The organism is Profundibacterium mesophilum KAUST100406-0324, from assembly GCF_009835145.1.
In the GTDB taxonomy this organism is placed as follows: domain Bacteria; phylum Pseudomonadota; class Alphaproteobacteria; order Rhodobacterales; family Rhodobacteraceae; genus Profundibacterium; species Profundibacterium mesophilum.
In genome coordinates, this window is record NZ_APKE01000014.1 from 64,375 (window position 1) to 81,121 (window position 16,747).

At 68.3% G+C, this 16,747-nt stretch carries 18 protein-coding genes; 12 read left to right on the top strand and 6 right to left on the bottom strand.

The window, feature by feature from the left end; genetic code table 11:
• Window positions 1–22: 22 nt before the first annotated feature.
• On the top strand, window positions 23–1,264 hold the full coding sequence (ilvA, locus tag PMES_RS05290) for a threonine ammonia-lyase IlvA (protein ID WP_159964483.1): 1,242 nt from the start codon (window positions 23–25) through the stop codon (window positions 1,262–1,264).
• Window positions 1,265–1,342: 78 nt separating this feature from the next.
• On the opposite strand, the gene PMES_RS05295 is transcribed toward ilvA, so the two are convergent.
• A complete protein-coding gene (locus PMES_RS05295) occupies window positions 1,343–1,672 on the bottom strand; it encodes an Hpt domain-containing protein (protein ID WP_159964484.1) in 330 nt (109 codons plus the stop codon).
• Between the two features lie 99 nt (window positions 1,673–1,771).
• Between PMES_RS05295 and PMES_RS05300 the strand changes: the two genes are divergently transcribed.
• The gene (locus PMES_RS05300; protein WP_236549708.1) at window positions 1,772–3,064 is read left to right on the top strand and encodes a PP2C family protein-serine/threonine phosphatase; all 1,293 of its coding nucleotides are present in this window, start codon (window positions 1,772–1,774) and stop codon (window positions 3,062–3,064) included.
• A 27-nt stretch (window positions 3,065–3,091) separates the two neighbouring features.
• Here PMES_RS05300 and PMES_RS05305 read toward each other — a convergent pair whose 3' ends face one another.
• Window positions 3,092–3,559, bottom strand: coding sequence for an NUDIX domain-containing protein (locus PMES_RS05305; RefSeq protein WP_159964485.1), 468 nt, complete (start codon window positions 3,557–3,559; stop codon window positions 3,092–3,094).
• Window positions 3,560–3,640: 81 nt separating this feature from the next.
• Between PMES_RS05305 and hslO the strand changes: the two genes are divergently transcribed.
• The 6 genes from hslO to PMES_RS05335 all read left to right on the top strand — a co-directional run bounded on the left by hslO (window position 3,641) and on the right by PMES_RS05335 (window position 10,222).
• Window positions 3,641–4,648, top strand: coding sequence for an Hsp33 family molecular chaperone HslO (gene hslO / locus PMES_RS05310; RefSeq protein ID WP_159964486.1), 1,008 nt, complete (start codon window positions 3,641–3,643; stop codon window positions 4,646–4,648).
• A gap of 16 nt (window positions 4,649–4,664) precedes the next feature.
• Window positions 4,665–5,234, top strand: coding sequence for a CoA pyrophosphatase (locus tag PMES_RS05315; protein WP_159964487.1), 570 nt, complete (start codon window positions 4,665–4,667; stop codon window positions 5,232–5,234).
• Entirely contained in the window at window positions 5,231–6,400 is a 1,170-nt protein-coding gene (locus PMES_RS05320; RefSeq protein ID WP_159964488.1) for a CCA tRNA nucleotidyltransferase, read from the top strand. Before PMES_RS05315 ends, PMES_RS05320 begins: the two co-directional genes overlap by 4 nt.
• Window positions 6,401–6,502: 102 nt before the next feature.
• Window positions 6,503–8,335: an ABC transporter ATP-binding protein gene (locus tag PMES_RS05325; protein ID WP_159964489.1), complete on the top strand. Its 1,833-nt coding sequence runs from the start codon at window positions 6,503–6,505 to the stop codon at window positions 8,333–8,335.
• 54 nt (window positions 8,336–8,389) lie between these two features.
• Window positions 8,390–9,604 carry a class I SAM-dependent RNA methyltransferase gene (locus PMES_RS05330; RefSeq protein ID WP_159964490.1) on the top strand — a complete coding sequence of 405 codons (1,215 nt, stop codon included), beginning with the start codon at window positions 8,390–8,392 and terminating at the stop codon, window positions 9,602–9,604.
• 123 nt (window positions 9,605–9,727) lie between these two features.
• A complete protein-coding gene (locus tag PMES_RS05335) occupies window positions 9,728–10,222 on the top strand; it encodes a L,D-transpeptidase family protein (RefSeq protein WP_159964491.1) in 495 nt (164 codons plus the stop codon).
• 285 nt (window positions 10,223–10,507) lie between these two features.
• On the opposite strand, the gene dalA is transcribed toward PMES_RS05335, so the two are convergent.
• A complete protein-coding gene (gene dalA / locus PMES_RS05340; RefSeq protein ID WP_159964492.1) occupies window positions 10,508–11,020 on the bottom strand; it encodes a divisome-associated lipoprotein DalA in 513 nt (170 codons plus the stop codon).
• Window positions 11,021–11,429: 409 nt separating this feature from the next.
• Here dalA and PMES_RS05345 point away from each other — a divergent pair, with 409 nt between their 5' ends.
• Entirely contained in the window at window positions 11,430–11,609 is a 180-nt protein-coding gene (locus PMES_RS05345) for a hypothetical protein (RefSeq protein ID WP_159964493.1), read from the top strand.
• A 174-nt stretch (window positions 11,610–11,783) separates the two neighbouring features.
• Here PMES_RS05345 and hemH read toward each other — a convergent pair whose 3' ends face one another.
• Both hemH and PMES_RS05355 read right to left on the bottom strand, forming a co-directional pair.
• Window positions 11,784–12,878: a ferrochelatase gene (hemH, locus tag PMES_RS05350; RefSeq protein ID WP_159964494.1), complete on the bottom strand. Its 1,095-nt coding sequence runs from the start codon at window positions 12,876–12,878 to the stop codon at window positions 11,784–11,786.
• Between the two features lie 100 nt (window positions 12,879–12,978).
• Window positions 12,979–13,818, bottom strand: a complete 840-nt coding sequence (locus PMES_RS05355) for a methyltransferase domain-containing protein (RefSeq protein ID WP_159964495.1) — start codon at window positions 13,816–13,818, stop codon at window positions 12,979–12,981.
• A gap of 218 nt (window positions 13,819–14,036) precedes the next feature.
• On the opposite strand from PMES_RS05355, the gene PMES_RS05360 reads away from it, so the two are divergent.
• Genes PMES_RS05360 through PMES_RS05370 form a run of 3 tightly spaced genes read left to right on the top strand, consistent with a single transcriptional unit; the run spans window position 14,037 to window position 15,916 of the window.
• Window positions 14,037–14,774 carry a ComF family protein gene (locus PMES_RS05360; RefSeq protein WP_159964496.1) on the top strand — a complete coding sequence of 246 codons (738 nt, stop codon included), beginning with the start codon at window positions 14,037–14,039 and terminating at the stop codon, window positions 14,772–14,774.
• 30 nt (window positions 14,775–14,804) lie between these two features.
• Window positions 14,805–15,062, top strand: a complete 258-nt coding sequence (gene grxC / locus PMES_RS05365; RefSeq protein WP_159964497.1) for a glutaredoxin 3 — start codon at window positions 14,805–14,807, stop codon at window positions 15,060–15,062.
• An 8-nt stretch (window positions 15,063–15,070) separates the two neighbouring features.
• Window positions 15,071–15,916, top strand: coding sequence for a carbon-nitrogen hydrolase family protein (locus tag PMES_RS05370; RefSeq protein ID WP_159964498.1), 846 nt, complete (start codon window positions 15,071–15,073; stop codon window positions 15,914–15,916).
• Between the two features lie 30 nt (window positions 15,917–15,946).
• Here PMES_RS05370 and ubiG read toward each other — a convergent pair whose 3' ends face one another.
• Window positions 15,947–16,687, bottom strand: a complete 741-nt coding sequence (ubiG, locus tag PMES_RS05375) for a bifunctional 2-polyprenyl-6-hydroxyphenol methylase/3-demethylubiquinol 3-O-methyltransferase UbiG (RefSeq protein ID WP_159964499.1) — start codon at window positions 16,685–16,687, stop codon at window positions 15,947–15,949.
• Between the last annotated feature and the right edge of the window lie 60 nt (window positions 16,688–16,747).

A 16,747-nucleotide genomic window follows, 5' to 3' on the forward strand; every position in this document is an offset into this window, starting at 1 on the left:
TGTCATCGGCGATTGCTGGGGGATGAGCCAGTTCTTCCAAGATGCCCGCGCCGTGAGCGACCGCCTTCGGGCGCTGTTCCCCGCGACCCCGCTTTTGCGCAACGATCACCTGTCGGCGAAATACGATGCCGATATCTGGCTCAAGCGCGAGGATCTGACCCCTGTGCGCAGCTACAAGATCAGGGGCGCCTTCAACGCCGCGCAGAAGGCCCTTGCCGCCGCGCCGGAGCGGGCACTCTTCATCGCCGCGAGCGCCGGGAACCACGCCCAGGGCGTCGCCTTCGTGTGCCGGCATTTCGGGGTGAAGGGGGTCATCTTCATGCCCGTCACCACACCCCAGCAGAAGATCGACAAGACCCGCATCTTCGGCGGCGACGCGATCGAGATCCGCCTGATCGGGGATTACTTCGACGAGACATTGCGCAGCGCGCAGAAGTATTGCGCCGAGCAGGGGGGCCATTTCCTGGCGCCCTTCGACGATCCGGACGTGATCGAGGGGCAGGCCAGCGTGGGGGTCGAGATCCTCGATGCGCTGGGCGCCGCGCCCGACATGATCGTCCTGCCGGTGGGTGGCGGCGGCCTTGCCTCCGGCATCACGCGGATCATGGAGGGCCGGGGGGTCGATCTGCGCTATGTCGAGCCGGCGGGCGGGGCGAGCCTGGCGGCGGCACTGGCGGCCGGCGCGCCGGAGAACCTCGCCAAGGTGGATACTTTCGTCGATGGCGCCGCGGTCGCGCGGATCGGCACGAGGACGTTCGACGTGCTGCGCCGCGTGCCCGCCGAGGATGTGCTGATCGCGCCCGAGGACCGGATCTGCGGGACCATGCTCGAGATGCTGAATGTCGAGGGGATCGTGCTCGAGCCCGCCGGGGCGCTCGCCGTGGACGCCTTGCGCGATCTCGCTCCCCAGATCCGGGGCCGGCGCGTCGTCTGCGTCACCTCGGGGGGCAATTTCGACTTCGAGCGGCTGCCGGAGGTCAAGGAGCGGGCGCTGCGCCATGCCGGGGTGAAGAAATACCTCATCCTGAGGATGCCGCAGCGACCCGGCGCCTTGCGCGACTTTCTCGAACTGCTCGGGCCCAGGGACGATATCGCCCGGTTCGAGTATCTCAAGAAGTCGGCGCGCAACTTCGGCTCCGTCCTGATCGGGATCGAGACGGACGATCCGGCAAATTTCGACACGCTTTTCGCAAAGTTCGAGGCAAGCGAGTTCGTCTATCGCGATATCACCCGCGATGCGACGCTGGCCGAATTCCTGATCTGAGCCGCCGGGGGGAGACCGGATCCGGCGCGCCATCCGCGCGTGGCGTCCGCCACGTCCTCCGCCACGACCACCGTCCGCTCACCCACGGTCCGCGCTCCAGGCCGCAAGGCGCGTGCTGCAGTCCTTGAAGGCGGCGATGAGGGGGGCAGGGTCGAACGGGGCTTCGCCGCGCTCCAGCTGCTCTTCCTGCGCCGCACAGCGTTCCGCGAGCACGTCGCAGCCAAGCGTCATCGCGCCGCCGCGCAGCATGTGCAGATCGGCCTTGATCGCATCCGCGGGCGGAGCGGGGCGCGCGGCAAGGCGGGCGAGGATGTCGTCGGCCTCGTGTTCAAAGTCGCGGATCACCGTGCCCAGCATCTCGCGCCCCAGATCGCGGGCAAGCATCCCGATGCGTTCGACATCCACCATGACCGATCCTCAAAAACGTGTCGGGCCCATGCCCGACGCCACGTTACGGGGCAGCGGTTAAGAGTTTCTGCCTTGCGACGTTCACCTGTAATTAAACCCGTGGCGGGCAATCTGCGGTCCATGCAGGTCACCTCGATCACCCCACCGGACCCCTGTCCCTATCCGCGGCCGCGCCCTTCGGCGATGAACCGCGTGCTGATCGCCGATGACAGCCGGCTGCAGCGGCGCGTCCTGTCGAGCGCGCTGCGCCGCTGGGGCTTCGAGGTGATCGAGGCGGCGAGCGGGGAGCAGGCCATCGAACTCTGCACGGCCTATTCGCCCGACCTGATCGTCTGCGACTGGATGATGCCCGGCATGAACGGTCTGGAATTCTGCCGCGCCATCCGGCGGCTGGACCTTGCGAATTACGTCTACATCATCCTCCTGACCTCCAAGTCGGCACCCGGCGAGGTGGTCCAGGGGCTCGATGCGGGGGCTGACGATTTCCTCTCCAAGCCGATCGACACCACCGAATTCCGGGCCAGGCTCTCGGCCGGAGAACGGATCCTGACGATCGAGCGCAGCCTCTCGGCGCAAAACCGGCTCGTGCGCGACACGCTCGACCGGATGAAGAGTGTCTATGAATCGCTGGATCGCGATCTGATCGAAGCGCGCAAGCTGCAGATGTCCCTCGTTCCGACACGCTCGACCCGACATCCCGGCGGGCAGGTGGACTACCTCTTCCGCCCATCGGGGCATATTGGCGGCGATCTCGTGGGCCAGGTTCCGCTCTCCGAGGGACGATTCGGTATCTACGCGCTTGACGTGTCGGGCCACGGCATCGCCTCCGCCCTGATCACGGCCCGCCTGTCGGGCTGGCTTTCCGGCGCCAATCCCGAGCATAACATCGCTCTGACACGCCGCGACGGGCGCGTGGTGATCCGTCCACCGCACGAGATCTGCGCCCGGCTCAACCGGATCTTCCACGAGGAGATCGAGACGGATCACTATTTCACGATGGTCTTCGCCGATGTCGATCTGGACAGCGGGCGCCTCTCGATCGCGCAGGCCGGCCATCCCTATCCCCTGATCCAGCGCGCCGGGGGGGAGGTGGAATCGGTGGGCGAGGGCGGCATGCCGATCGGCCTGCTCGACGATGCCGTCTATACCTCGGTGGAGGCGCATCTGGCGCCCGGAGACCGCCTTTTCATCCATTCCGATGGCCTGACGGAATGCGCCGGCATGACGGGGGAGGCACTCGGCGAGGCCGGGCTGTCGCGGCTGGTGGCGCAGAACGCGCATCTGGACGGGCCGGGGCTTCTCGACAAGATGACGGGGACGCTGGCCGCGCTTCGGCAGAGCATGGAGTTCGAGGACGACATTTCCGGCGTGCTCGTCGCGCGACAGGCCTGAACCCGCCGCGGACGCGGCCGCCGTGCTCTACCCGCGACGGGCCGCGCGTCCGGCCGCACTGCGCAGCAGCCTGCCGAGAAACTCCCGGTCCCCTTGCGTGGCAAGCGATCCGGCGGCCTCATCGGGATCGAGCCAGACGGGGACGTGGTCGGGCTCGCTCGGGGCGGCTTTGCGCAATGTCGGCCGCGCGAGATAGACATGGCAGATCTTCTCGGCCCAGATGCCGTATTCGGGCATATAGGTGTGGCGCCTGAACGCACCCAGCCGCCGCGGGGCCGCGATATGCCAGCCGGTTTCCTCGAAGACCTCGCGGTGAAGTGCCCCGATGGGCGATTCGCCGGGATCGATCCCGCCGCCCGGCAGTTGCAGCTCGCGCCGCTGCGCACCCTGCCATGTCAGCAGGATTTGCCCTGCGCGCAGCAGGATGGCATATGCCCCCGGACGCGGGATATAGACCCGACTCGCCTCGGGCCGTCCGCCATACCTTCTGATCATGCTGGTGTCCCGCCCTGTTAAAGCCCGCGATCTGGCCCTTATATAGGGCCGATACGCAATGCGCATTGCCAAGGAAAGTCCATGACCATCGGAACTCACATCGCCTGGGATGATACCGTCCTGCCCTTCCAGCTCGACCGGTCGGATATCCGCGGACGCGTGGCGCGGCTCGATGGCACGTTACAGGAGGTGCTCGCGCAGCATGGCTACCCGCCGGAGATCGAGGCGCTCGTCGCCGAGGCGACCCTGCTCACCGCGCTGATCGGACAGGCCATCAAGCTGCGCTGGAAGCTGTCGCTGCAGATCCGCGGTAACGGGGCCGCACGCCTGATCGCGACCGACTACTACGCGCCGGGCGATGACGGCACCCCGGCGCGGCTGCGCGCCTATGCGTCCTATGACGAGACGAGGTTGCAATCGGGCGTCGATCCGTTCTCGCAGATCGGCAAGGGCTATTTCGCCGTCCTGATCGACCAGGGCGACGGCACCACGCCCTACCAGGGCATCACCCCGATCGCGGGCCAATCCCTCGCCGACTGCGCGCAGACCTATTTCGCCCAGTCCGAGCAGCTTCCCACGCGGTTCCAGACGACCTTCGGCCAAGTGCAGACCCCGGGCCAGACCTCGGAATGGCGCGCGGCGGGGGTGATGCTGCAATCCATGCCCAAGGCCTCGCCGCACGTGGCCAATCCCGGCGAGGGCGGCTCGGGAGAGGACGGTCTGCTTACCGCGGACGACATGCTCGAGGAGGACGACGCGGAGAACTGGAACCGGGCGAACATGTTGCTCGACACGGTCGAGGACATGGAACTCATCGGCCCGCAGGTCTCGCCAACCGATCTTCTGGTGCGATTGTTTCACGAGGAACAACCGCGTGTCTTCGACGCCCAGCCCGTCCGGTTCGGTTGCACCTGTTCCGAGCAGAAAGTGCGCGAGAGCCTGTCGATCTACTCGGCGCGCGATATCGCGCATATGACGACCGACGAGGGACAGGTGACCGCCGACTGCCAGTTCTGCGGGGCGCATTACGTGCTCGATCCCGAGGAGCTCGGCTTCGAGGCAACGAAAGGTCCCGATGCGGCACCCTGACTGGAGAGCGCGGGTCATGGCGGGTCTGGAACGCGAGGGGCCGGGATCGTCGGATTTCGATCTCAACCCCGCCGCGCGTCCCTCCCGGGCGCCCGATCTGCGCGCCGCGGCCGTTCTCGTGCCGTTATGGGAGCGGGGCGGGCGTGTCGATGTCATCCTGACGAAGCGATCCTCGGCCCTGCGCCATCATCCCGGACAGATCGCCTTTCCGGGTGGCAAGATCGATGCGGGGGATTCTGGCCCCGAGGCGGCGGCCCTGCGCGAGGCGCATGAGGAGATCGGCCTCGCGCCCTCCCGGGTCGAGCTCATCGGCCGCCTGCCGCATCACGAGACGGTCACGACATTCTCGATGGTGCCCATCGTGGGCTGGATCAGCGGCCCCTTCACCCCGGTCCCGGAGGCGGGGGAGGTGGCCGAGGTCTTTACCGTGCCGCTCGCTCATCTCGCGCAGACGGCGCATTACATGGTCTCCTCGCGCCATTGGCGGGGTCAGGAGCGGCGATATTTCCAGGTTCCCTATGGCCCCTACTACATCTGGGGCGCCACGGCGCGGGTCCTGCGCGGCCTGGCCGAGCGCCTGTCATGACCGGGGCGGGGCGGCATCTCGCCGCGGCATGGCTGGCGCATCCGGGCGGACGGGCCGTGATGGACTGTCTGGCGCGCGGGGGGCATCAGGCCCTCTATGTCGGGGGCTGCGTACGCGATGCGCTGATCGGGCGCGAGGCGAGCGATATCGATATCTCGACGGACGCGCTGCCGCGAGAGGTCATGCGGCTTGCCGATGCCGAGGGTTTTCGCTGCGTGCCGACCGGCATCGATCATGGCACGGTCACGGTGATCGCCGAAGGACGGGCGCATGAGGTGACCACCTTTCGCCGCGATGTCGAAACGGACGGGCGCCGCGCCGTCGTCGCCTTCTCCCGCGATATCGCCGAGGACGCGATGCGCCGCGACTTCACGATGAATGCCCTCTACGCGGATGCCGAGGGCCGCGTGGTCGACCCGCTCGGGGGGCTGCCCGATCTCGATGCCCGCCATGTCAGGTTCATCGGCGAGGCGCATGAACGGATCGCGGAGGACCACCTGCGCATCCTGCGGTTCTTCCGCTTCCACGCCTGGTATGCCGACGCGGCGCGGGGGCTCGATGCCGAGGGGCTGGCGGCCTGCGCGCAGGGCGCCGCCGGTCTCGATACGCTACCCGGCGAGCGGATCGGGGCGGAGATGCTCAAGCTTCTCGCCGCGCCGGGTCCGTGCCGCGCGCTGGGCGCGATGGAGCAGAGCGGCATTCTCGCACGCGTCCTGCCGGGCGCCGCCGCGCGCGATCTTTTCCCGCTCGTTCACCTGGAAGGGAGCCTGAACCTCGAACCCGAACCGCTGCGCCGGCTCGCCGCGATCGGCGGCGCGGAGCCTGAAGTGCGGCTGCGCCTGTCGCGCCAGCAGGCAAAGCGCCTGTCGCAGCTGCGGGACGGGATCGGCGCCGTGGCAGGCACGGCTGAGCTGGCTTACCGGCTGGGCCCCGAGACGGCGCGCGACATCGAGCTTCTGCGCGCCGCCGGCTTCGGCGCGGCGCTTCCCGCCGCGCTCGACGAGGACATCGCACTCGGCACGCAGGCCCGCTTTCCCCTTCGCGCCGCCGATCTGATGCCGGAGCTGAAGGGGCCCGCGCTGGGCGCGCGCCTCGCCGAACTCGAGGCCGACTGGATCGCCTCGGGCTTCGCCCTGGATCGCGCGGCCCTGCTGGCGCGCCGATGAGACGTTGCCTCCGGGCGATCCGGCCATAGGTAGCAAGACGACCCCCGCATGCGCCGGCTCTGCCCGCGCCGGGGCCCCGCCAGCCGCAACACCGGACCCCACATGCGCAGACCAGCCGATCTCATAGATGCCTTTCGTCCGGCGGACGGGGCGCCGCCGCGTACGCTGATGGCCTTCTTCCGCTGGTCCCTCTCGGGCTCGTGGCCGTGGCTCTGGACGGCCGGCGGCCTGTCGGCCCTTGCCGGCGCGGCGGAGGTCGTGACCGCGCTGCTGCTTGGCTGGGTGATCGACGCGGCCCTCGTCAGCGATCCGGCCGGCTATTTCACCGCCAACATGTGGCTGCTGCTGGGGGTGGCGGCATTCTTCGTGATCCTGCGCCCGATCCTCTTCGGCCTTTCGGCGGCGGCCAACGCGATCATCGTCGCGCCCAATGTCAATCCGCTGGTCCTGAGCCGTCTTCATCGCTGGACGCTCGGGCAGGATGTCACCTATTTCGACGATGATTTCGCCGGACGCATCGCGCAAAAGCAGATGCAGACCAGCCGCGCGATCACCGATGTCGCCTCGGAGATCATCAACGTCGTCTTCTTCGCCCTCGCATCCCTCGTCGGGGCCGCGGTGATGCTCGGCACGATCAACCTGTGGATCGGCGCGGCGCTGCTCGTCTGGCTCGTGGGCTACCTGGCGCTGATCCGCGGATTCATGCCGCATATCCGGGCGCGCTCGATGCGGCGTGCGGCGGCGCGGGCCATGGTCTCGGGGCAGGTGGTCGACACGATCACCAACATCAAGACGGTCAAGCTGTTCGCCCATGCCGCCCACGAGGACCGCGCGGCGCTGGGCGCGATCGGCACCTTCCGCGAAAGGGTGATCGAGTTCGGCCATGTCTCGACCCTCTTCAGGGTCTCGCTGATGACCCTCGCGGGGCTTTTGCCGGTCCTTTTGATCGGCGGCGCGCTGTGGCTGTGGTCGCGCGGGGGGGCCACGCCCGGCGACGTGGTGGCCGCGGGAACGATCTCGATCCGGATCGCCCAGATGACCGGCTGGGTCAGCTTCACCCTGATGGCGATCTACGCGAATGTCGGCGAGGTGGAGGACGGGATGACGACCCTGACCCCGCCCTATCGCCTGGCCGATGCCGACGATGCCACCGCGCTCGCGCAGGCGGGCGATCTGCGCTTCGAGAACCTGCGCTTTGCCTACGGAGCGGAGGCCGGTGGCCTGGAGGGGATCGACATCGCCGTGGCGCAGGGCGAGAAGCTGGGCATCGTGGGGGCCTCCGGCGCGGGCAAGTCCACCCTCGTCTCGTTGCTCCTGCGTCTGCATGATCCGCAGGAGGGCCGGGTGCTTGTCGGTGGCACCGATATCCGGGAGGTGACGCAGGAGAGCCTGCGCCAGCAGATCGGGATGGTCACGCAGGAAACCGCGATGTTCAATCGCTCGGCGCGCGCCAATATCCTCTATGGCCGCCCCGATGCCGGCGAGGAGGAGATGATCGCCGCGGCGCGTCAGGCAGAGGCGCATGACTTCATTCTCGAACTCGAGGATTTCAAGGGTCGCCGCGGCTATGATGCCCATCTGGGCGAGCGGGGCGTGAAGCTTTCGGGCGGCCAGAGGCAGCGGATCGCGCTGGCAAGGGCCATCCTGAAGGACGCGCCCATCCTGGTTCTCGACGAGGCGACCAGCGCCCTCGACAGCGCGGTCGAGGCCGCGATCCAGGACGCGCTCGACGAGGTGATGGAGGGCAAGACCGTGCTCGCCATCGCGCACAGGCTGTCCACCATCGCCCGGATGGACCGGATCATCGTGCTCGAACAGGGCCGGATCGCCGAGGAGGGAACGCATCGGGAGCTTCTTGCCGCCGATGGGCTCTATGCCAGCTACTGGCGTCTGCAATCGGGCGGTTTCATCAATTACGGCGCGGCCGCGGAATAGCCCGCGCCGATCGTGCCGATTGCGCCCCCGCACGCCATCGCCTAGATCGGCGCGATGGACAGCTACCACATCGATCGTCTCGGCCATCGCGGCGATGGCCTCACGCGCGAGCGCATCCGCGTGCGCCGTGCCCTCCCCGGCGAGACCGTGGAGGGGACGCCCGAGGAGGGACTGATCGCCGCGCCCCGGATCCTCGATCCCGCGCCCGAGCGGGTGCGCCCGGCCTGTCCGCATTACGGCGGCTGCGGCGGCTGCGCGCTGTTGCATGCCAGCGATGCCTTCGTCGCGGACTGGAAGCGTGATGTCGTTGCACGCGCGCTGGCCGCGCAAGGGATCCGCGCGCAGATCGGCGATCCGATCACCTCTCCGCCGGCGAGCCGCAGGCGGGCGACGCTGAGTGGCAGGCGCACCAAGAAGGGTGCCGTCGTCGGCTTTCACGGGCGCGGCACGGAGGTGCTCACCTCCGTGCCGAACTGCCGCGTGCTGACGCCGGGCCTGATCGCGGGCCTTCCCGCGATGGAGGCGCTCACCGTCGCGGGCGCGTCGCGCCGCGGGCCGCTCTCTCTGTCGGTGACGCAGACCCGCGGCGGGCTCGATCTTGCCGTGACGGGGGGCAAGCCGCTCGATGCGGCCCTGCGAGCCGAGCTGGCCGCGATCGCCGGGGCGGGGATATTCGCGCGGCTCACCTGGGACACGGAGCCCGTGATCCTCGCGCAGCGGCCCGCCGTCTCGCTCGATGGCATCGACATCGTCCCGCCGCCGGGGGCATTCCTGCAGGCAACCGTGCCCGGCGAGGCGGCGCTGCGCGCGGTGGTGACGCGCATCCTGGGCCCGGCGGCGCGCATCGTCGACCTCTTCGCGGGATGCGGAACCTTCGCGCTGCCGCTGGCGCGGGTGGGCGATGTCCATGCGGTGGAGGGCGAGGCCGCGCTGCTCGAGGCCCTGTCCCGCGGATGGCGGGACGCGCATGGGCTCAGGAAGGTCAGCACCGAGACGCGCGATCTTTTTCGCCGCCCCCTGCTCGGCGATGAGCTTGCCGGCTTCGATGCGGCCGTCATCGACCCGCCGCGTGCGGGGGCCGAGGCGCAGACCCGGCAGCTCGCCGCGTCAACGATCAGCCGAATCGCCTTCGTCTCATGCAATCCCGTGACCTTCGCGCGCGACGCGGCCTGCCTGATCGAGGCGGGATTCGCCATGGGACAGGTCGAGGTCGTGGATCAATTCCGCTGGTCCCCGCATGTCGAGCTCGTCGCCGGCTTCACACGGTGATCCCTCCCGCGCGGGAGGGGTGAAATTGCCGCGAAAAATGGATCAGGCCTGCGCGATGCTTGTTCTCGCCGGTGCCGAATCCTCCTATGCTTGCCGAAAAACAAGAGCAGAGGCAGTACGAGCATGCAGATTACCAGGCTGTTGCTGATCTTCGTCGTCGCTTTCGGCCTTTCGGCCTGCGCTTCGAAGTTCAAGACCTATGACGGGCCCGAAGTGACCCGGATCTACGTTCTGAAGGGCGAGCGCAGAATGCTCCTGATGAACAATGACAAGACCCTCAAGGATTACCGGATCGGTCTGGGCTTCGCGCCCGTGGGCGACAAGAAGTTCGAGGGCGACGGGCGCACGCCCGAGGGGGATTACTTCATCGATCGCCGCAATCCCGAAAGCCGCTATCACCTGTCGATCGGGCTCTCCTATCCGGCGCCGGCGGACATCGCCGAGGCCCATGCGCTGGGCGTCTCGCCGGGCGGCGACATCTTCATCCATGGCCGCGGCAAGTTCTACCAGAAGGGGCGCGACGATTGGACGGCGGGCTGCATCGCGGTGAAGGATGAGGAGATGGAGGACATCTATGCCATGGTCCGTGACGGCACGCCGATCACCGTCCTGCCATAAACGGAGCGCCATCCGCGCCTGTCAGGACCGACGGGCCGGTCACCCCTTCGCCGTCCGTCGCGATCCGTCACGCCCGGACGGATCGCAGGTGATCGTCAGGTATCGAGTGCGCCGCGGGAACAAACCGCCCGCGTGACGACGGGGTGAGTGACGAGGGGGCAAGGTATGCGGCGGCGTGCCACCGGCGCGCCGCATCTCAAGCCTTCCGGCGGTCGCTGCGCCGGTCGCGCCCATATCGGGAGGCGGGCCCGCTGCCCGGCCCGCCTCATCCTTTGCCGCCGGCGATCAGCGTCCCGTCATCAGGGTCCACCAGATCTTGCCGTTATCCTCCTGGAACCAGGCAAAGCCCATATCCGTGGCCTTGGGATCGAGAAGCACGTCCCGCGTCTGCGAATCGTCGATCCATGCCGCCAGAGTTTCGAGTTCCGTCTCGTAGGTCTCGGAGATGTTCTCTCCCAGCATCATGCCGCCATAGCCGGCGCGGCGCACCCGGTCGAGCGGCGAGGAGCCGTCGGAGCCGAAATGCCAGGGCCGGTTCTGGATGCTCATGTCGCGGGAATGCGTGGCCGCGGCGGCGTTCAGCGAGGCGTCGTAGCGCAACGGACCGGCGCCGGCGGCCGAGCGCAGGGAGTTGACAGCGTCGAGCATGGTGATCTGCACCTGCTCGGTGTCGTTCGAGCCGATCGTGTAGACCTGCGGCAACGGGCGACCGTCGGGACCGAGTGTGGGCAGCGGGGGCGCGGCGCATGCCGACAGGGCCAGCGCGGAGATCAGGAGCAGGGACTTAACCGGTGTCATCAACGTATCAGCCTCGTTTGTGTTCACGACAGGCTTACTCCGACATGGCAGCGTTTCAAAGCCCGCCGGATCGCGAAGCGGCACGGTGATGTGGCTTTGCCCGCCCCGATCCGCCAAGGCCCGCCCCGCGCCAAGCCCGGCGGCAGCGCGTTCCAAGCGGTGCGAAAGCGCATCCATGCCCGGATGGGGGGCATAAGTCATTCAATCTGAACTCTTTTCAGCGGAGCAAAAAAGGCGCGCAGGTGTTGCCGATTTGTCATTGCCTGCACCCCGACAAGCCGGCGATGTTCAAGGGTTCTTTTCAAGACTGGCAAGTTGCTGCTTATACGGATCATGCGAGGTACAGTTCTGGACGCCTGATGCCGCCTCACTTCGCTTTGGACGCAGGCAAATTACTGGAGAAATACACATGAAGAAAATCGCTCTTGCCGCCGCCCTGTCGGTTGCTGCCACGGGTGCATTCGCCGGCAACGTCGCCGCTCCGGTGATGGAGCCCGCGGTCATCGTCGAAGAGACCAGCTCCTCCTCCGGCGGCATCATCGTTCCGCTGCTGCTGCTGGCCGTCATCGCGGTCGTCGCCGCCGACTGAGCCCGAGCGCCGGCCCCCGGGCCGCGATCGCAACACGAAGAAGCGGCCGGAGCGTTCCGGCCGCTTCTTGTGTCTGGGCCCGAAGGCGCGCCGAAGATCCCGCCGCGATCTCCGGCCGGATGCGCGTCCAGGCGGCGGCGCCCGCATCGACCCCGCCGCCGGACCGGGTAGCCCCTACGGTGTTTCGGTATCCACCCGGTCGATCCAGCCTGCCAGGTTGTCGCCGATCACGTTCGACAGAGCCTCGATATGGGCCTCGTCGTCGTTCAGGCAGGGAATGTAGGTGAACGTCTCGCCGCCGGCATGCTCGAAGCTCTCGCGGATCTCCTCGTTGATCTCCTCCAGCGTCTCGATGCAATCGGCCGAGAAGGCGGGGGCGATGACGGCGATCCGCTTCTTCCCGGCCTGCGCGAGGCGTGCGACCTCCTCGACCGTGTAGGGCTTGAGCCATTCCTCGGGGCCAAAGCGCGACTGGAAGGTGGTGACGAGCTTCTCCTCGCTCCAGCCCAGCCGCTCGCGCAGGAGCCGTGTCGTCTTCTGGCACTGGCAGTGATAGGGATCGCCTTCGTGCAGGTAGCGCTCCGGGACCCCGTGATACGAGGCGACGAGGATGTCGGGCTTGGTCTCCATCGCGTCATAGGCACGCTCGACCGACCGGGCGAGCGCGTCGATATAGTCGGGGCGGTCGCAATAGGCCGGCACGGTGCGCACGGGCGGCTGCCATTTCTCCTTCATCAGGGCCTTGAAGAGCGCGTCATTCGCCGTCGCGGTCGTGGCGCCTGCATATTGCGGGTAGAGGGGAAAGAAGACGATGCGCCGGCACCCGGCATCGATCATCCGCCGTACGGTCGCGCGGGTCGAGGGATTGCCGTAGCGCATGCAGAACTCGGTCATCACCTGGTCGCCGTAGCGCGCCCTCAACGTCTCGCGGATGGCCGCCGTCTGTGCCTTGGTGATGGTCAGGAGCGGGCTTTCGTTCAGCTCCTCGTTCCAGATCGAGCGATAGGCCGCGCCGCTGGTGAAGGGCCGCTTGGTCAGGATCACCGTCTGCAACAGGGGCTGCCACTTCCAGCGCGGGTAATCGACGACGCGCTGATCGCTTAGAAACTCGCCCAGGTAGCGCCGCATCGACCAGTAGTCGTGCCCGTCGGGCGTGCCGAGATTCGCCAGGAGCACGCCCGTCCTGGCGGGCGGCAGTGACGGATGCCCCTCGGGAGCGTGGCGGGGCGGCCTCGACGGGCCGGTCTCGGTGCGGTCGGTATCGGGCATCCCCTGATCCTCTCATGGGTGAACGTGTCGGTTCGGGCATCTTGCAGGCGGCTCAAGGCGCCGCGTCCGGGCCTACCAGATATCCGGCCCGTCCCGGGGGTCAATCGCGGCGCGGCGTCGCAACCTCGCCGGCGGTCCGTTCCTCGCTGCCGAGCGCATCGGCGAGCCGTGCCGCCGCCGATCCGGGGCGCAGGGGCTTTTGCTGGCTTTCGTCGGGGGCCCAGCCCGTCAGGAAGATCAGCTCGAAGGTCGCGGTGATGCGCCCGCCCGGCCGCGCGCCGGTCTGCGCCTCGTAGATCTCGGCGGCGCGCGCGAAGAGCGCACGTGGCGGCACCCGGCGGTCGCGTGCGGCGAGGACGTTGCGCTCGCCCATGTCCCGCAGATCGCGCATCAGGCCCGGCAGGTCGGCGTAATCCACCCGCAGGGGCAGGCTGTCTGCGACGGGAAGCGCGAGGCCGGCCCGCTGCAGCAACCCGCCCAGATCGCGGATCTCGGCCATTGGCGCGATCCGGGGCGACAGGCCGCCGCGCAGCTCGATCTCGGCGGCCGCCAGCGCGGTTCGCAGCTCGTTCAGGGTCTGTCCCCCGAAGGCGACCCCCATGAAGAGCCCGTCCGGGCGCAGGGCCCGGCGCGACTGGATGAGCTGCCCCACGGGATCGTCCGCCCAATGCAGGCCGAAGGCATGGATCACCAGGTCATGCGCGCCGGGTGACAGCTCGATCCGGTCCGTATCGGGGACAATGCGCGCCTGCGGCCGCGCCGCGCGCCAGAAATCGGGAAATCCGGTCACGACCGCCTGCGACGTAAAGCTCCTGTTAACCTCGGACAGTCTCTCCTCGACCTCGGCAAGTGCCTCCCTGTGCAGAAACAGGCCCGAATCGCGGTGCCTGCGACGCATCCGCTCGAGGGCAGGGCGGTCCGTCAGGGTATCTGGTGTCATGTCGGGCTCCGGATGGATTGGGCAATCGAGGCGGGGCGAGGCGGGGCGAAGCGGGGTGGCGCGGAAAGGGCGGCATAGGGACGAGGGAGGCAGCGGCGGAAGATGACAGGGCTCTCTGGCGGCAGAGCCGGGGCGATCTCGGGCTTCGGGAATGCGGGGCCTTGGCGGTGATAACGGGACTTCGTGACGGGGCTTCATGACAGGAAGGTGGGTTCGGGATGTCCTTTATGACGGCGATGCGCGCGCTCATCTATCCCCCGCAATGCGCGATCTGCGAAGAATTGATCCTCGGTGACGGGGGGCTTTGCGCCGCTTGCTGGGGCAAGACGCGGTTCCTGACGGGCCTGTGCTGCGACATCTGCGCGATGCCGTTGCCCGGCGAAAGCGTGCGGCCGGAGCTGTGCGATGCCTGTCTCGCGGCGCCGCCGCCCTGGGCACGGGGCCGGGCGGTTTTCGCCTATGAGGGGAATGGCGGGCGGATCGTCAGGGCGTTCAAGAACGGTGACCGGCTCGATCTTGCGCCGATCCTCGCCGCCTGGCTGCTGCGGGCGGGGGCCGATCTCATGGAAGACGATCCCCTGCTCGTCCCGGTGCCGAGCCACTGGACACGCCTCGCCTCGCGAAGGTTCAACCAGTCCGCCACCCTGGCGGCCGGCATTGCCCGCGCGCGGGGGCGCCGCGGCGCGGGGCCGGGTTTTGCGCCGCGCGCCCTTTTGCGCCCGGTCCGGGCCGCGCGCCAGAGGGACGCGTCCTTTGCCCAGCGCGCTGTCCGGCTCAAGGACGCGTTCATCCCCCATCCCCGCCATGGCGGCGTCATGCGCGGCCGCCGGGTGGTGCTGGTCGACGACGTGCTGACCTCGGGATCGACCCTGCGGGCGGCGAGCGCGGCCTGCCTGGAGGGCGGCGCAGGGGAGCTGTGCGTTCTGCTACTGGCACGCGTCACCGGCGAGACCTAGATGAAGGGGAGACATTGAAGGAGACAGCGAATGGCCACCATCGAGATCTACACCTCGCCGCTCTGCGGCTACTGCCACGCGGCCAAGCGCCTTCTGGCATCGAAGGACGCAAGCTATACCGAAACCGACGTCTCGCGCGATGCCGCCCAGAAACAGGCGATGATGAAGCGTGCCGGCGGCCGCCATACCGTGCCGCAGATCTTCATCGATGGCACGCATGTGGGGGGCTATGACGAGCTTTCCGCCCTCGACCGCTCCGGCAAGCTCGACCCGATGCTGGCAAGCTGAGCGCGCCGATGCGCGTCGCCCTGCTGCAATCCAACGCGAGCGACGAGCCGGCACGGAACCTGCCGGTGATGCTGGGTTCGATCGAGCGGGCGGCGCAGGGCGGGGCCGCCCTGTGGTTCAGCCCGGAAGTGTCGAACTGCGTGAGCGCCGATCGCGCGCATCAAGGCCGCGTCCTGCGTCACGAGACGGAGGATGCGAGCCTGGCCGCCTTGTGCCGCGCCGCGGCCGAGCATCGCATCTGCCTGCTGATCGGCTCGCTCGCGCTGAAGGGGGAGGGGCCCGATCCGCGCTTCGTCAACCGCTCCTTCGCCATTGGCGCCGATGGCCGGATCATCGCCCGCTATGACAAGATCCACATGTTCGACGTGGCCATCGATGCGCGGGAAACCTACACCGAATCGTCGGGCTACCGGCCGGGCTCGGCGGCCGTCCTCGCCCGGATGGACGCGGTGACGATCGGGATGAGCATCTGCTACGATCTGCGCTTCGCCCATCTCTTCCGCGCCCTCGCGCAGGCCGGCGCCCAGATCCTCGCCGTGCCCTCGGCCTTTTCGAGCGCCACGGGCCCCGATCACTGGGAGACGCTCCTGCGGGCCCGTGCGATCGAGACCGGCTGCTTCGTGATCGCCGCCGCGCAGACCGGCCACCATCCCGCCGGGGCGGGGCGGGCGCGGCGGATCAGCCACGGGCACAGCCTTGTCGTCGATCCCTGGGGGCGTGTTCTGCTCGATGCGGGCGAGGCGCCGGGTCTGCATTTCGCCAATCTCGATCTGGACCTCGTGGCCGAGACGCGGCGCCGCCTTCCCGCGCTGTCGCATGACCGCGCCTTCGCTCCGCCCTCCATCGGCGACTAGGTGGAAGGGGGGGCGAACGGACCCCTTGGGTCAGGCGGGACGCAAGCTCGATGTGACGTAGTTCACCGACAGGTCCCTGTCGGACAGGCTCCAGCTCCAGCGGACCGGGTTGAACACGAAGCCCTTGCGATCCACGGGCTCGAGCCCCGCGCGCCGCAACAGGCCGAAAAGCTCGTCCGGCGTGATGAACTTGGCAAACTCGTGGGTGCCCTTGGGCAGCCAGCGCATCACCCATTCCGCCCCCACGATCGCCATCGCGAAGCTTTTGGGATTGCGGTTGATGGTGGAGCAGACCATCAGGCCGCCGGGGCGCAGCAGATCGTGGCAGGCGCTCAGGTAGGCGAGGGGGTCGGCGACATGCTCGACCACCTCCATGTTCAGCACCACGTCGAACCGCTCGCCTTTCTCGGCCATCGCCTCGGCGGTCGTGAAGCGGTAGTCGATGTCGAGCCCCTGCTCGCGGGCATGGACCTGCGCCACGGGGATATTGCGCTCGGCCGCATCGGCGCCGACGACTTCGGCACCTAGGCGCGCCATCGGCTCGGACAGAAGGCCACCGCCGCATCCGATATCGAGCAGGCGCAATCCGGCGAAAGGCGCCGGCGCGCTCAGGTCCCGGTCGAACTCGGCCGCGATCTGCGCGCAGATATAGTCGAGGCGGCAGGGATTGAGCATGTGCAACGGCTTGAACTTGCCGTTCGGATCCCACCATTCGGCGGCCATCGCGCTGAACTTGTCGATCTCACGGGGGTCGATGGTGCTGGCGGTCATGGCTGCCTCTCAATTTGTTGCCCGGACTGGCTGGCGCGGGGGCCATGCGGGTTATATAGG

Bases quoted from the DNA above. Each gene is read 5' to 3' on its own strand.
- ilvA (WP_159964483.1), top strand. From the start codon at position 23: ATGAGCCAGTTCTTCCAAGATGCCCGCGCCGTGAGCGACCGCCTTCGG.
- PMES_RS05295 (WP_159964484.1), bottom strand. From the start codon at position 1,672: ATGGTGGATGTCGAACGCATCGGGATGCTTGCCCGCGATCTGGGGCGC.
- PMES_RS05305 (WP_159964485.1), bottom strand. From the start codon at position 3,559: ATGATCAGAAGGTATGGCGGACGGCCCGAGGCGAGTCGGGTCTATATC.
- hslO (WP_159964486.1), top strand. From the start codon at position 3,641: ATGACCATCGGAACTCACATCGCCTGGGATGATACCGTCCTGCCCTTC.
- PMES_RS05315 (WP_159964487.1), top strand. From the start codon at position 4,665: ATGGCGGGTCTGGAACGCGAGGGGCCGGGATCGTCGGATTTCGATCTC.
- PMES_RS05320 (WP_159964488.1), top strand. From the start codon at position 5,231: ATGACCGGGGCGGGGCGGCATCTCGCCGCGGCATGGCTGGCGCATCCG.
- PMES_RS05325 (WP_159964489.1), top strand. From the start codon at position 6,503: ATGCGCAGACCAGCCGATCTCATAGATGCCTTTCGTCCGGCGGACGGG.
- PMES_RS05330 (WP_159964490.1), top strand. From the start codon at position 8,390: ATGGACAGCTACCACATCGATCGTCTCGGCCATCGCGGCGATGGCCTC.
- PMES_RS05335 (WP_159964491.1), top strand. From the start codon at position 9,728: ATGCAGATTACCAGGCTGTTGCTGATCTTCGTCGTCGCTTTCGGCCTT.
- dalA (WP_159964492.1), bottom strand. From the start codon at position 11,020: ATGACACCGGTTAAGTCCCTGCTCCTGATCTCCGCGCTGGCCCTGTCG.
- PMES_RS05345 (WP_159964493.1), top strand. From the start codon at position 11,430: ATGAAGAAAATCGCTCTTGCCGCCGCCCTGTCGGTTGCTGCCACGGGT.
- hemH (WP_159964494.1), bottom strand. From the start codon at position 12,878: ATGCCCGATACCGACCGCACCGAGACCGGCCCGTCGAGGCCGCCCCGC.
- PMES_RS05355 (WP_159964495.1), bottom strand. From the start codon at position 13,818: ATGACACCAGATACCCTGACGGACCGCCCTGCCCTCGAGCGGATGCGT.
- PMES_RS05360 (WP_159964496.1), top strand. From the start codon at position 14,037: ATGTCCTTTATGACGGCGATGCGCGCGCTCATCTATCCCCCGCAATGC.
- grxC (WP_159964497.1), top strand. From the start codon at position 14,805: ATGGCCACCATCGAGATCTACACCTCGCCGCTCTGCGGCTACTGCCAC.
- PMES_RS05370 (WP_159964498.1), top strand. From the start codon at position 15,071: ATGCGCGTCGCCCTGCTGCAATCCAACGCGAGCGACGAGCCGGCACGG.
- ubiG (WP_159964499.1), bottom strand. From the start codon at position 16,687: ATGACCGCCAGCACCATCGACCCCCGTGAGATCGACAAGTTCAGCGCG.